This is a genomic window from Martinezella sp. CNPSo 3890 (assembly GCF_057784455.1).
Window position 1 is genome coordinate 254,869 of sequence record NZ_JBXSOR010000004.1, and the last position, 12,448, is coordinate 267,316.

Sequence of the window (12,448 nt, forward strand, 5' to 3'; positions counted from 1 at the left end):
GCGCCCGGCCACGACCGGGCGCCTTGTGTGGTTGGTGTTGCATGGTGGCATTGCAACCGACCGCGCGAGATGCCACGCGGCCGACCATGTTCAATCGAGCTTGCAGGTGATCGATTCCGGGAACAGGCACTTCTCTCCCGGCGCAGTGAAGGCGACGCGCTTGATCTCCATGGTTGCCGGCTCGCCGCTATAGGCGAACTTGCCCATCCAGCCGCTGAGCGTATCGGTGCCCCAGAGACTGAAGAAGATCTTCTGCGCGTTCGTCGGTATCTTCGAAGGATCGGTGACTTCCTGAACGAGCTTGCCGTTCACGTAGTAGCGCAGACGATCCTTTTCCCAGACGAAGGCATAATCGTTGAAGTCCTGGTCGGCGCCACCTGCAACCGGCACCAGCTTTTCGTTGCCGCCCTTGGCGGAAATATATTGGTTGACCTGAACTTGGCCGGGATTCTTCCCGAGCACTTCGAAATCGATCTCGTCATGCGGCTTCTTGTCGGTGGGACCGATATAGGTGAAGAAGGCTGAGTTGAGGCCAGGCCCCTTGGCTGTGCGATAACGCGCCTCGTAGGTGCCGTAGCCATAGCGTTTCATCGTCTGGATTTCGCCGCAAGCATAATTGCGATCGCCAGTCTTGGACTGGGTGAACTGCAGTTGCAGCGTCCCATCCTTGACATTCACCTGTTTCCGCGACCAGGTGCAATTCTGATACGCCCCATTGTTCCAGCCATCGGAAATATACCAGCGGCTGGTATCCAAACGTTCGAAATTGTCGACGAATGACTGGCCGGTTGCCTGATCATCCTGGGCGGACACGGCCTGTGGCAGGAGCCACGCGCTCATGAGAGCGATTGAGACAAGACCAAGTCTTTGCATGTAACTTCTTTTCGATGTCGTCATGGCATCACCTTTGCTTCGAACGCACTTGCCGACCTTCGGCGGCGCGGTTCTGGACAGCACGGATTTCGGTTTGCGGGCGTACCCGGCTGCCAGTCAGCAGGTTGTGGAAGCTTGGCAGGGCGTAGCGCGCCATGCCGTTGGTCAAGGGCAGCAGCAGTAAGGCAAGCGCTGCCGCCAAAAGATAGAAAATCGGATAGAGTTCGCTGCCGCCACGGTTCCAAAGAACCCAGAGACAGAAGAGCAACGGATAATGGGCGCAAAAAATCCAGAAGCTGAGGCTGCCCGTTCCCGCCAGACCCCTCCCGATCCGGCTGCGGATGAAGATTGCCGATACTGCCCAGAACCCGGGAATGCCCACTAACACCATCAGATTGCGACAAACCTCGAGCCACAACGGCAATCCAGGCCCTGTCATGTAGGCAGCCGTGGCCAGAAGCGCGGCAAGCGCAATGAAGGCGGGCGCGATCAGGGCGGCATAGCGATCTATGAGCGTCACGTCGATACGATGGAGGCTCAGGTAGATTCCAAAGCTGAAACTGAAGAGGATCGAGTTCCGCAACACTATCCCGATAGATATTGGCCATGCCGCCAGCAAGAGCAGAAAGATCAATGTCGGTAACGGAGCACGACGAATAAGAAAAGCCAGCACCGGCGACAGCAAAATGCAAACAAAAAGATCGCGCAGGAAATAGAGCGGCAGATTTATCGGTTCGCCATCGATAGCGAGCAGGAGATTCGATATCGTGTGCGGATTAGCCTCCGACAGATCCGGCAGGTATCCATCTCCGATACCATAATACTGAAGAAGAAGTACGAAGAGGAAGAACGCGCTATTCCACAACAGGAACGGCAGAATAATTGTCTTTGTCTTCCGGCTAATGGTCTCTGTATAGCTCTGCGGTGCCTTTCCATTTCGAAACAGCAAGTATCCGGAGATTACGCTCAGGCAGGGAACACCTACACGGAACAAGCTGTCACGCAGGAACACTCGCAGCCAATCGAAAAAGCCATAGGCGCCGTTGAATGGGCTGCTATGCGGATCGAACGGTATATGAACAAAGATTATGCCCGAGATGAGCACGATACGCATGAGGTTTATCCGCGAAGATACGTTGGCAGTCACATTCACGATGTCTGTCACCCCTTCTTCGTGCTGCATCCCCCCTTGCAGCCATTTCAAACAGAGCACAGCAGAGCTCGCAGACTTAACCTAGGGCGCTCTTTGGAAAGGGAATATGGCACCGCAGCAAAAATGAGTAAAAAATCATATGCGGACCAGTGCTGAAAACACCGGTCTGCATGCCTTTGAGCATGGAATAATCGATTTGAATTGGAGAAAAGCTCTGCTGCGAAAGGCACTTAGACGCCCGCGCGAACTTTCGATGCCGGCTTCCGAGGAAGAGTTCGACCCGTCTTGTTTTTTTACTGGAAGGTGAAGATTTTTTGCAGCGCAGCAGAGTTTGGTAGGCGAACCATGACCAAAATGCGACAGCATTTCAATCCATGTGAGAAAAGCGGCTTACGTCGCTCCCCTCATGGGTGCATAAATGTAAGATCATGGCGCGCAATGTGTCACAATGATCCCTCGCGGGATGGTCTGGGATCCCACGGCGGGATGGTCTGGATGCCGTCGCGCTGGGATAAAGTTTCAGAAAATCTCGTTTCTCAACATTGCTCGACACCGATTGGACGCTACCTGTTGGCGTCACAACGACCTCCGTTATGGGTCAATCGGCCGGAAAATTGCCGCGGATGCCGTTGGAAAGCCAATGATCATGCCCTCGGGGATGAGACCGCAAGCCCCTGAATCAAAACCGTAAAGGCGGGAAAATGGCGTCTATCACAATTGTTATTCCGTTCTATCAGAAGCAAACCGGCGTTCTGCTGCGCGCGTTGAAATCAATATCCCGGCAGACATTTCAGGATTTCGATATCCTCATCGTCGACGATGCATCGCCGCTTCCGGCGGAAGACGAGCTGCAGTCGCTGAGCAATGAAGAAAGAAAACGCATTCGTGTGATCCGTCAGACCAACGCGGGTCCCGGCGGGGCCCGCAATACCGGCCTTAACAGCGTGCCAGCTGAGAGCCGGTTCGTGGCCTTTCTGGATTCCGATGACGAATGGGCACCGGAACATCTCAGCAACGCCTTCGGAACGCTGACCCATTACAATGCAGATTGTTACTGGGACTCCATCGATGGCGGCAAGGAGTTCTATTATCATTTCAGCATCGCCGAACTCGGAAAGTCGGCCGATACGATACGATTGTCGGACAGGCCCGCCGTCGTCGAAATTCCGAACATTGCCAGCGTCATGCTGCAGGATTGGAGCTTTCTGCATATGTCCTGCATGGTGATCGGGCGGCCGCTCTTCGAAAAGATCCGTTTCGAGCCGTCATTGCGGCTGGCGGCAGAGGACGTCTTGTTCTTCTGCGACTGCGTTCTCGCAGCCAAGCGGGTATTGCTGTGCGAAAATGCCGGTGCACTGCGTGGCGAAGGCGTGAATATCTTCCACAGCATCGATAACGATTCCCCGGAATTCCTGCGTCAGCAATTCAACACGTGGACGGCGCTCAACACGCTGGAACAGAGATTTTCCCGGCGGCCTCAGGATGTCGAGTCCATCCGCCTCTATAAAAATCGCGCCCGGCGGCAGGCGCTCTGGAGCCAGGCGCGGCAGGTGCGGCAGCGGCGTCTGCCGCAATTTGGACTGCTGGCAAAATGGGCCTTGCGCGACCCGGCGATTTTACAAAGCGTCATGCAGCTTGCCGTCGGCAAACTCGCGCCCTAGATTTTGCAGCGCAGCATGAGCTGCGCATGCCGCATCGAAGAGCCACGGCGTGCCCCGCTATCGTTTGGATCAGCAAGGAGTCCTGTATGAAGCCGTTCCACTGGGAATCCACCCATGGCAATTTCGGTGATGATCTCAATCTCTGGCTCTGGGATTTCCTACTTCCCGGCCTTCGCGATGTTCACAAGGAAACACTGCTCGTCGGCGTCGGAACCGTCCTCAACACGGAAATCCTGCCCGACGAGGGACGCAAGCTCGTCATCGGCAGCGGCTTCGGCTATGGCTCCCTTCCCGACATGCGCGACACATCGCAATGGGACATTCGCAGCGTACGCGGCCCGCTGACAGCGGAAAAGGCTGGCCTGCCTGCCACAATGGGCATTGTCGACCCCGCCGTCCTGGTGACGGAAATGCCCGAATTCCAGAACATTTCGAAAAACGGCAAGCGCACCTTCATTCCGCATTGGGAATCGGCTGCCGCTGGTCTCTGGCCTGAAATCTGCAAAACCGTGGGCCTTTCCTATCTCGACCCCCGCGGCGAGGCAAAGGCCGTGATCCGCGAAATTGCTGCCTCAGAAATGATCGTTGCGGAGTCCATGCACGGCGCCATCCTTGCCGATGCTTTCCGCGTTCCATGGATTGCAGTCAGCTCCTCGCGCTCCATCAACAGCTTCAAATGGAACGACTGGGCGCGCTCGCTCGGCGTCACCTATCAGCCGAAGCACATCCCCGTTTCGACCCGCGCCGAGGCGATCGCCAAGGGCGCGAAGTTCTGGGGAGTCGGTTTCGAACGCAGCAAGCTGGCAGCAGACGAGCTCGGAAAACAGCGCTACGGGGAAAACGTGATGCTTGCCGATCCCGAGCAGACCACGCTGCGCATCATGGCAAAGCAGGCACTTGCCATGCCTTCCGCCCTGGCTCTGTGGCAGGCAAGCAAGGCGAGGCCGCAGCTGAGCAAGGATAGCGCGCTTGCCGCCTGCAAGGAGCGCCTCCTCAATGTGGTCGAAGGCGTTCGCCGCGATTATCTGTAAGCCGCGATACCGCTATTTCGGAGCGGCCTGCAGAAGATAGCGCAGGCCGTTCGCACCGGCATGGGCAATGGGCGCGCCGCTCCGCTTGCGGAAGCGCTCGGTCTTATCAGCCAGAATGCCGCCGGCAATCGCCGGGACGGCGAAGGGATGCGAAAGCGCATAGATCGCGGCAGACAAGAGCCCCGATTGCGACTTGATGTCTAGGAAATGCCTGAGCTCGTAGCGATCGCGGATATGCTGCTCATGACGGCGGATTACCGCAGCATCTTCCGAAGAAAGCCCGCCCTTGGCAAGAATGGTCCGGTCAGCCTCATAGAGACGACGCAAATCCTCCGTCCTGTGCCGGCCGCTCAGGGAATCGCTGCGCACCACGGCGCCGTAACCGCAGCTATGGATGACCTTGTAACGTGCACGCTTCGCCAGCGCGCGGACGTAAAGGTCATAGTCCTCGCCGAGGCGCAGCGCCTCATTGTAGCGCAGGCCATGCGCATCTAGAAAGGAACGCCGCATCAAGGGCTTCAGGAAGCCGATCTCGCCGCGGCGCACGCCTCGCTTGGAAATATTGCCCTCGACGAAAGCAGCAAGATCAAGAAACCGCGGCTTCGCATCGAAATGATCGAGCCGTGCATGCGCGTCAGGAACGGTGTCGGCACTGACGAAGGCGATGTTGTCGGCGACGAAATCCCAATCGTCAGCGGCAAGCAGCGCAGCAAAACGCCCCGGAAAGAAGAAATCGTCGGCATCGAGAATGCCGATCAGCGGAGCCTTGGATATGTCGATCGCGTGGTTTCGTGCTGCGGCGGGACCACGGTTCTTCTCGAATTCCTGGATCGTCAGTCTGCCGCTGCCGTCATCGGCCTTGGCCGCCGCGGCGGCGGTCCCATCCGTCGAACCGTCGTCGATGACGACGACTTCCGCCACTTCGGGCTCGCGAAGGGCCGAGGCAACGGCCAGCCCGATGGTGTCGCTGGCATTCTTTGCGGCAATGATTACGCAGACACTTTTTTCTGCACTGTCGATCACGTCAGCCTCCAATGGTTCAGGCGGAGACTTAGGACATGGCGCCGATCCGGCAACTGCCGGATCATCAAAAGATCTAATCGTCTAGCCGGTTCAGGGGTTGAACGGTTCCGAACGCTTTAAACTGGAGGCGGACAGACCGGCGACCTTGCTGTCCTCCTGGGCCGATGACGGCACCCTATCTTCGCTCGACAGGGCTTCATGCGCCTTGCGCTCTTTCCAGACAAGGTAGAGCACACCCAGGAAATAACCGACCTGCAGAAGGACGGCACAGATGACCGTTTCGATCAGGGTGGTCGAAAGCGAGTTCGTCAGGAAATATGTTGCGATGGCAAATACGATCAGCGTGCCCAGCATGCTGATGAAAACGCGGGGCGCATACATAATCTTACCCCGCCCGCTCGACCATCAAATGAAAAACGATCAAGGTCTTTCCTCCCTTATCAGACCTAAGTCTTAAATATATTTTATGATTCATTGAGATTCAACCAAGTTACCCAGATCCGTTGCGATTTGAGACGACCCTAACGCCGGGCCTGTTAAAACTACACCTCGATTATAATTACAATTGAATTTGTTCATCTTTCTCTTTGCAATTATATGGAGATGTAATGAAATAATGCAATTTTTGCGAAGCATGAGGTCAGCCGCGCCTCCATGGTTTCGTCGTCAATCCAATCAACTTTTATTACAAAGTCCTGGAAAATCGGATCTCAGTATGTGCGCTGCAAAATATTGCTGCAGCGCAATATATCCCATGAAGAAATCGGGATGGCATATAGCTGAAGGGAAACCAAACACAGGCTATCGAAGCCAATGATAATGAACAACTTACCGTTCGATGCCTATAACATCCTTAGAAATCGTCGACTATGACGCGGCAGAGCTGTCAACCGTGACATTATACGCAACACGATACAGTACAACCCATCTATAGTTGATCACTGAATTAAACCAATTCACCATCGGTGCGGTAATTCTATACCGCCATGCCATATCGCTACAAAAGTTTGGCTTAAAAAGTCCAAATCGGAACCTACACTCCGATCATCCCGGCTCTAATTACGCGTCCGAGAATTTCCGACCAATCGTCAACATGAATGGAGTTTTCTCTATGAAGTCTGCGACGAGATCGGCCACATCGGCTTTTTTCAGCGCCGCGGAAAGCGACGTCTTTCCGCCCACTGGTGGAGTACTGAAGCGCGTTTTCGACGTCTCTACCGCTATGCTCGCTTTGGTTCTCATCAGCCCGCTCTTTCTGATGCTGATGCTGCTGGTAAAACTTACAGACCGCGGCCCCGCTTTCTACGGTCATCGCCGTATCGGCCATAACGGCAAGACCTTCCGTTGCCTGAAGTTCCGCACCATGGTCGTCGATGGCGACAAGGTGCTGCATGCCTACCTGCAGGCCAATCCGAAGGCAATGGAAGAGTGGCGCGCAACACGCAAACTGCAGAACGACCCCCGTGTCACCACCGTCGGGGCCGTCCTGCGCAAGCTCAGCCTCGACGAGCTGCCGCAGCTCATCAACATCATCCGCGGCGAAATGAGCGTCGTCGGACCACGCCCGGTCGTGGAAGACGAGCTCGAACGCTACGAGACTGCGGCAATCTACTATTTGCAGTCCCGTCCGGGCCTGACCGGTCTGTGGCAGGTCAGCGGCCGCAACGACGTCTCCTATGAAAGCCGTGTCGCCTTCGACACGCATTATGTGAAGAACTGGTCGCTCAGCAGCGACATGGTGATCATCGCCAAAACCATTCCTGCAGTCTGCCTCTCGCGCGGCAGCTATTGATGATGACTGACAGATACCGCGGGAGGTTTCCTGCGGTTCTCCCGCGTCTTGCGGGTTGCCTACCAATAACAGGGAAGATCCTGCATGATTGAATTTCGGCCTTTCAAGAGGCTTGTACGCGTCAATACATCGCTACGCTGCGCAACTATCGTTGCTCTCAGCCTTTGCGTAGCTTCCGTCTCGGCCTCGGCCGAAAACCTTCCCGGATATCATCTGGGCGTCATGGACAAGCTGCATGTGCGCGTCGCCGAATGGCAGACCGCCGAGGGCACGGTTCGTGACTGGTCCACCATTTCGGGCGACTATACGGTCGGCCCTTCCGGCTCGATATCCATTCCCTTCATCGGGGACATGCCCGCAGTCGGCAAGACTACGGATCAGATCGCCGAAGCCATCGGCCTCGGGCTGCAGAAGCAGTTCGGCCTGCGTGATCGCCCATCGGCTTCAGTCGAAATGTCGCAGTTCCGACCGATCTACCTTTCAGGGGAAGTGCAGAATCCGGGTGAATATCCGTTCGTACCCAACCTGACCGTGCTAAAAGCCGTAAGCCTCGGCGGCGGCATGCGCCGTGCCGATGCCGGACAGCGCTTTGCGCGCGATTTCATCAATGCCAAGGGCGACGCCGTCGTCTACATGGCGGAGCGCAGCCGCCTGCTGATGCGCAAGGCGCGGCTGCTGGCCGAATTGGCTGGCAAGGATGACATCGATGTGCCGCCAGAGCTCAAGCAATTGCCCCAAACGGCAAGTCTGCTCGCAAGCGAGAAAGCGCTGATGGACACGCGCGCCAAGCGCATGACGACGCAGCTAAAATCACTGGAAGATCTGAAGGCGCTCCTGCAGAACGAAGTCGAGGCGCTTTCGAAAAAGAACGACACGCAGAGCCGCCAGCTCGATCTGGCCAAGGCCGATCGCGACAAAGTCGAAAGCCTGACGGAACGCGGCCTGGAGCTTGCCTCCCGCAGGATCTCCGCTGAACAGCGCGCTTCCGATCTGGAAGCGACGCTTCTCGATACGGAAACCGCGTCCCTGAAAGCCAAACAGGATATCAACAAGGCCAACCAGGACGAGATCACTCTGCACAACGACTGGCAGAGCTCGTTGGCCCAGGACATGCAGGATACCGACACGCAGCTGGAAACGCTGCAGCTGAAGCTGTCGACCAGCCAATCGCTCATGCAGGAAGCCGTGGCCCAATCCGCTGACGCCAGCAACCTCGATCCAAGCGGACCGGGTGTCAGCATCTCCTACACCATCATTCGTGACGAAAACGGCCAGTCGAAGGAAATTCAGGCTCAGGAGAACACGCAGGTACTGCCGGGCGACCTGATCAAGGTCACTACCGGCCTTGCCATCCGATAGGAAAGTCGATGCGGATAGCCAAATCGATCTTTGTGCGTCCAGGCAGCAACGCCACCTACGGAGCGGTGGCGATTGCTCTCTCCTTCTTCGTATTTGCCTATTCCTCCCGCTTCGGCCAGCCCTCGATTCTGCTGTACTATGCCCTCTGGTTTCCGCTCGTCATGATCGATTACCGGAACGTGCTCGGCAGCTATAATAGACAGCTCTGGCTCTTCGCATTCGGCGTTTTCACCTGCCTTTCGATTTTCTGGTCGGTCGTGCCCTCCGTGACGGCGCGCGCGGCGATCCAGTACATGACGCATATCTTCTGCGCCTTGGTCGCCATGCGCACGCTCGATATCCGCACGCTGACGCGCGGCGCGATCGCGGGCACCGCCATCGTGCTCATCTATTCGATATTGTTCGGCTATTACGCCTATGATCCGATCGACGGAAGCTACAGCTTCGTCGGCGCCTTCGATTCCAAGAACCAGCTCGGCTTTTATGCCTCGCTCGGCATCTATTTCGCCTTCGCAGCCGTCTTCGTCCTTGGCGAACGTCGGATCTGGATGCTGGGTGCAGGATTTGCAGGCCTGCTGTCCGCCTATTGCCTCCATGCTTCGGCATCGGCAACATCGGTGCTGACGACGGGACTGGTCGTAGTGTTATGCATAAGCCTGCGCGTCATCCTGTATCTGTCGCCCAAGCAGCGTAAAAGGCTGTTTGTGACAGCGGCCGTCTCCGGCGTCATCCTCGCGGTTGCCGGCGTCTATCTCGGTGCGGTCGATCTTGTTCTCGGTGCGTTTGGCAAGGATTCCACGCTTACCGGGCGTACCTATCTTTGGCAGCAGGGCATCGCGGCCGCACAACAGAATCCTTTCTTCGGCGTCGGCTATCAAGCTTATTGGGTCCAGGGTTTCTCCGAGCCCGAGCGACTGTGGGATGAGTTCTTTATCGCCTCCCGCGCTGGCTTCCATTTCCATAATACCTATATCGAAACTACGGTCGAAACCGGACTCATCGGCGTCTTCCTGCTCGCCTCGATCCTGCTGACGGCTTTCATCGGCCATATCAGCCGCTTTCTGAGCGACATCAGAAACGATGAATCCTACATCCTTCTGGGTGTCGCGACCCTGTTGCTGATCCGCTCTTTCGTCGAGATCGATATTCTCAATCCGTACCATGTCGGGTCCTTCCTGTTTTACTTCACAGCAGGAAAGCTTTCCATGCGAGCGCGCATGCCGGCGAACATGCCATTGCGAACGGATGAGCAGATACCATTCGCGCCGCCTGTCAACTGGGAGCCGCGAACGGGCCAATGAAGACACTCTACGGCATTCAATATCTCCGTGCCTTCGCCGCGCTCGCCGTAGTGTTCTTTCACGCAGCCGAGCGTAGCGGCGGCCATTTCCGCATCGGCGCCGCTGGCGTCGACGTCTTCTTCGTCATCAGCGGCTTCATCATGTGGACCATGAGCGAGCGTCGGCCGGTGACGCCGCTGCGCTTTGCGCTCGACCGGCTGCAGCGCATCGCGCCATCCTACTGGATCGTGACCGCCATCATGATCGCCGGCGCCGCCATCGGCCTGTTTCCGAACATGAAGCTGACGGCAGGTCATATCCTCGGTTCGCTGCTGTTCATTCCTGTCCGCTCGCCAAGCACGAGCGGTGATGAGATCTGGCCGGTTCTGGTGCAGGGATGGACGCTGAATTTCGAAATGTTCTTCTACGTCATCTTCGCGGCCTGCCTGTTCCTGCCGCAACGGCTGCGGCTTGCCAGCATGACGGCGATCTTCCTCGCCTTTGTCCTTGCCGGCGGCATCATCGCCTCACAGTCCCCGCTGCTTTTGACCTATACGCGGCCGATCATCCTGGAATTCGTCGCCGGCGCAATCCTCGGACGCCTCTGGCTATGCGGACACGTGCCGGGGATGGGCCTCGGTCTTGCCCTGATCGCCGTCGCATTGTCGGGCTTTGCTGCGATCCAGATTCTCGGCCTGGACTTCAACGAGGTGACCTGCGGACCCCTCGCTGTTGCCCTCGTGCTCGGCATGGTGTCGGTGGAACGCAGCGGCAAGTTGCCCTCCATCCCCCTCCTTACCTATCTCGGCAACAGCTCCTATTCGATCTACCTCTGGCACACACTGGCCATTTCGGTGGTCGTCAAGCTGATGGCGCGGATGCAGATACCCTCCGACGCCATTACCTTCGTCGCCGTCATCAGCGGCACCATTCTCGGCATCTGCGCCTACGAAGCTGTCGAAAAGCCGCTGCGCAATCTGCTGAGAAACCTGAGCTGGCAGAGATCGCGCCCTTCGCCGGCCTGAGGCCCGCGCTGCACACACCCGTTGCGCAATATCGCGCGCATCGCTTGAGGACGCCTCGGTAGACCTCTCTGCTAAAGGGCATTTCGTCGGTTCCGGCGCAGCTTGTGCGGCAGACTGATGCCTGCTTCTGCCTGCAAGAGTCCAAATCGAAGCCTGCCCGGATAAGTCTGGTACCAACGGCGCTCCAAAGTGACCTTCCCTGACGACAAGCATGGGCAACAATCGAACGGGATAGCGTCCCGCTCGATTGTCGCCTCAATGCCTTTCCCTGTCCCTACCCTAGGCCCGGCGGCGCCGCAGCTGGTCGAAATAAACGATGACGATGATCAGGACACCGGTGATAATGCGCTGCCAGAAGGAATTCAGGTTCAGCAGGTTGGCGCCGTTGTTGATGGTTGCCAGAATGAAGGCGCCGATCAGCGGGCCGTAGACCGTTCCGACGGCGCCGAACAGGCTGGTTCCACCGATCACCGAAGAGGCGATCGCCTGCAACTCCCAGCCGTCGGCCTGCGTGGCATTGCCGATGGCGATACGTGAGGCAAGAAGAATGCCGACGAACGCCGCACAGGTCCCTGAAAGGATATAGGCGAGATAGATCATCCAGTTGACGTTGACGCCGGACAGACGTGCAGCCTCGCGGTTTGAGCCTACGGCGAAGAGATAGCGACCCCAGCGGCTCAGATGCAGGAAGATCACGGCCGGGATCGCCACCAGGATCACCATCCAGAACAGGCTCGGTATCCCTAAGAAATCCGAGACGGCGAAATTGGTGAAATCATCATTGACGATGTTGATCGTCGAACCGTTGGTAATCAGCAGGCCGATACCGCGAAGCGATGTCAAAGTCGCGAGCGTGATGATGAAGGGTGGCAGGCCCATGCGCACGATGCCGAAACCATGGAACGCCCCGATCAGAACCCCGAACAGCAATGTGATCAGGATGGCCGCCCAGACCGGAAACCCGGCCTGCAGCAGCCAGGCGATGATGACGGTGCAGAAGCCGACGATCGCGCCTACGGAAAGGTCGATGCCCGCGGTGATGATGACGAAGGTTTGCCCAAGCGCAAGAATGGCCGTCATAGAGCCCTGACGCATCAGATTGGTGATGTTGAGCGGCGTCCAGAACTTGTCGGTCCAGAGTCCGAGCACGACCCACAGTGCCAGCAACAGCAGGATCAGCGTCAAGCTGAAGAGGATGTTCATCTTGCGCCGCGGCGCAACGGTCGGGCCTTCTGTCGTATTCGCGGCCAT

11 protein-coding genes are annotated in these 12,448 nt (G+C 57.2%); 6 read left to right on the forward strand and 5 right to left on the reverse strand.

What is annotated here, in order from left to right; all coding sequences use genetic code 11:
- Positions 1-90: 90 nt before the first annotated feature.
- Both exoK and AC13RC_RS13940 read right to left on the reverse strand, forming a co-directional pair.
- Positions 91-897, reverse strand: a complete 807-nt coding sequence (gene exoK / locus AC13RC_RS13935) for an endo-1,3-1,4-beta-glycanase ExoK (RefSeq protein ID WP_145318842.1) — start codon at positions 895-897, stop codon at positions 91-93.
- Between the two features lie 4 nt (positions 898-901).
- Positions 902-1,987 carry an acyltransferase family protein gene (locus AC13RC_RS13940; RefSeq protein WP_233789834.1) on the reverse strand — a complete coding sequence of 362 codons (1,086 nt, stop codon included), beginning with the start codon at positions 1,985-1,987 and terminating at the stop codon, positions 902-904.
- Positions 1,988-2,727: 740 nt separating this feature from the next.
- Between AC13RC_RS13940 and AC13RC_RS13945 the strand changes: the two genes are divergently transcribed.
- Entirely contained in the window at positions 2,728-3,687 is a 960-nt protein-coding gene (locus tag AC13RC_RS13945; RefSeq protein WP_113329627.1) for a glycosyltransferase family 2 protein, read from the forward strand.
- Between the two features lie 86 nt (positions 3,688-3,773).
- Complete coding sequence (locus AC13RC_RS13950) at positions 3,774-4,718, forward strand: polysaccharide pyruvyl transferase family protein (RefSeq protein ID WP_112723368.1); 945 nt, start codon at positions 3,774-3,776, stop codon at positions 4,716-4,718.
- Between the two features lie 12 nt (positions 4,719-4,730).
- Here the strand turns inward: AC13RC_RS13950 and AC13RC_RS13955 are convergent, their stop codons facing one another.
- On the reverse strand, positions 4,731-5,741 hold the full coding sequence (locus AC13RC_RS13955) for a glycosyltransferase family 2 protein (RefSeq protein ID WP_113350607.1): 1,011 nt from the start codon (positions 5,739-5,741) through the stop codon (positions 4,731-4,733).
- Positions 5,742-5,831: 90 nt separating this feature from the next.
- Complete coding sequence (locus AC13RC_RS13960) at positions 5,832-6,122, reverse strand: exopolysaccharide production repressor protein (RefSeq protein ID WP_488557476.1); 291 nt, start codon at positions 6,120-6,122, stop codon at positions 5,832-5,834.
- A gap of 730 nt (positions 6,123-6,852) precedes the next feature.
- Between AC13RC_RS13960 and AC13RC_RS13965 the strand changes: the two genes are divergently transcribed.
- The 4 genes from AC13RC_RS13965 to AC13RC_RS13980 all read left to right on the forward strand — a co-directional run bounded on the left by AC13RC_RS13965 (position 6,853) and on the right by AC13RC_RS13980 (position 11,197).
- Positions 6,853-7,533 carry a sugar transferase gene (locus AC13RC_RS13965; protein WP_095437080.1) on the forward strand — a complete coding sequence of 227 codons (681 nt, stop codon included), beginning with the start codon at positions 6,853-6,855 and terminating at the stop codon, positions 7,531-7,533.
- 84 nt (positions 7,534-7,617) lie between these two features.
- Positions 7,618-8,892 (forward strand): polysaccharide biosynthesis/export family protein, encoded by a 1,275-nt coding sequence (locus AC13RC_RS13970; RefSeq protein WP_488557477.1) that lies wholly within the window; start codon positions 7,618-7,620, stop codon positions 8,890-8,892.
- 8 nt (positions 8,893-8,900) lie between these two features.
- Positions 8,901-10,193, forward strand: a complete 1,293-nt coding sequence (locus AC13RC_RS13975) for an O-antigen ligase family protein (RefSeq protein WP_152093173.1) — start codon at positions 8,901-8,903, stop codon at positions 10,191-10,193.
- Positions 10,190-11,197, forward strand: coding sequence for an acyltransferase family protein (locus AC13RC_RS13980; protein ID WP_488557478.1), 1,008 nt, complete (start codon positions 10,190-10,192; stop codon positions 11,195-11,197). The genes AC13RC_RS13975 and AC13RC_RS13980 overlap by 4 nt, the downstream gene beginning before the upstream one ends.
- A 279-nt stretch (positions 11,198-11,476) precedes the next feature.
- Here the strand turns inward: AC13RC_RS13980 and AC13RC_RS13985 are convergent, their stop codons facing one another.
- A complete protein-coding gene (locus tag AC13RC_RS13985; protein WP_069610314.1) occupies positions 11,477-12,448 on the reverse strand; it encodes an ABC transporter permease in 972 nt (323 codons plus the stop codon).

Coding starts and splice junctions, on each gene's coding strand:
- exoK (WP_145318842.1), bottom strand. CDS start 897: ATGACGACATCGAAAAGAAGTTACATGCAAAGACTTGGTCTTGTCTCA.
- AC13RC_RS13940 (WP_233789834.1), bottom strand. CDS start 1,987: ATGCGTATCGTGCTCATCTCGGGCATAATCTTTGTTCATATACCGTTC.
- AC13RC_RS13945 (WP_113329627.1), top strand. CDS start 2,728: ATGGCGTCTATCACAATTGTTATTCCGTTCTATCAGAAGCAAACCGGC.
- AC13RC_RS13950 (WP_112723368.1), top strand. CDS start 3,774: ATGAAGCCGTTCCACTGGGAATCCACCCATGGCAATTTCGGTGATGAT.
- AC13RC_RS13960 (WP_488557476.1), bottom strand. CDS start 6,122: ATGTATGCGCCCCGCGTTTTCATCAGCATGCTGGGCACGCTGATCGTA.
- AC13RC_RS13965 (WP_095437080.1), top strand. CDS start 6,853: ATGAAGTCTGCGACGAGATCGGCCACATCGGCTTTTTTCAGCGCCGCG.
- AC13RC_RS13970 (WP_488557477.1), top strand. CDS start 7,618: ATGATTGAATTTCGGCCTTTCAAGAGGCTTGTACGCGTCAATACATCG.
- AC13RC_RS13975 (WP_152093173.1), top strand. CDS start 8,901: ATGCGGATAGCCAAATCGATCTTTGTGCGTCCAGGCAGCAACGCCACC.
- AC13RC_RS13980 (WP_488557478.1), top strand. CDS start 10,190: ATGAAGACACTCTACGGCATTCAATATCTCCGTGCCTTCGCCGCGCTC.
- AC13RC_RS13985 (WP_069610314.1), bottom strand. CDS start 12,448: ATGGCCGCGAATACGACAGAAGGCCCGACCGTTGCGCCGCGGCGCAAG.